At 65.3% G+C, this 636-nt stretch carries 1 pseudogene; it reads right to left on the bottom strand.

Annotated elements, in window-relative coordinates:
* Nucleotides 1–636: pseudogene (locus BST14_RS28215) on the bottom strand (IS3 family transposase); the annotation flags it as partial.

Genomic DNA, 636 nt, shown 5'->3' with positions numbered 1-636 from the left:
CGCTGGCCGGCCAGACGGTCGAGCTCGGCGATCAGGTGCTCGCCGGTGATACTGCGCTCGACCATCCCACCAAGGCATTCGCGGGTGTGTTCGTCGACGATGGAGACGATCTTGATCGGACGCCCATCGGTGGTGACGTCGAACTGGAAGTCCACCGCCCACACCCGGTTGGGCGCATCGGCGATTACGGTCGATGGTGCGGTGGAGCTGCCGTGGCGTTTGCGCCGTCGGCGCTGCGGCACTCGAAGCCCTTCCTCGCGCCACAGGCGTTGCACCTTCTTGTGATTGACTGCCCAACCTTCGGCACGGGCGTCGTGATACGCCGGTCGGAACCCACGCCGCGGATGGTCCTTGGCGTACTGGCGAAGCCAGTTCCGCAACGCCGCATCAGGATCATCCGGGGTTGCCGCGACAGGCTCATGACGTTGGGTGGCGCGGTGTTGCCCGGCGACGCGGCAGGCGAACCGTTCGCTGACCCCCAGCACGCGCTGAAGGTGACGAACGGCTGCCCGCCGACGTTCCGGGCCTAGAAGTTTCCCTTGGCGATCTCCTTGAGCGCGACTTTCTCCAACTCCGCATCAGCCAACAACCGCTTCAGGGTGGCGTTTTCACGCTCAAGGTCTTTGAGCCGCCTAG

Source organism: Mycobacterium arosiense ATCC BAA-1401 = DSM 45069, assembly GCF_002086125.1.
GTDB classification, from domain to species: domain Bacteria; phylum Actinomycetota; class Actinomycetes; order Mycobacteriales; family Mycobacteriaceae; genus Mycobacterium; species Mycobacterium arosiense.
The sequence above is the reverse complement of the archived record's forward strand: the minus strand, read 5'-3'. Positions and strand labels throughout refer to the sequence as shown.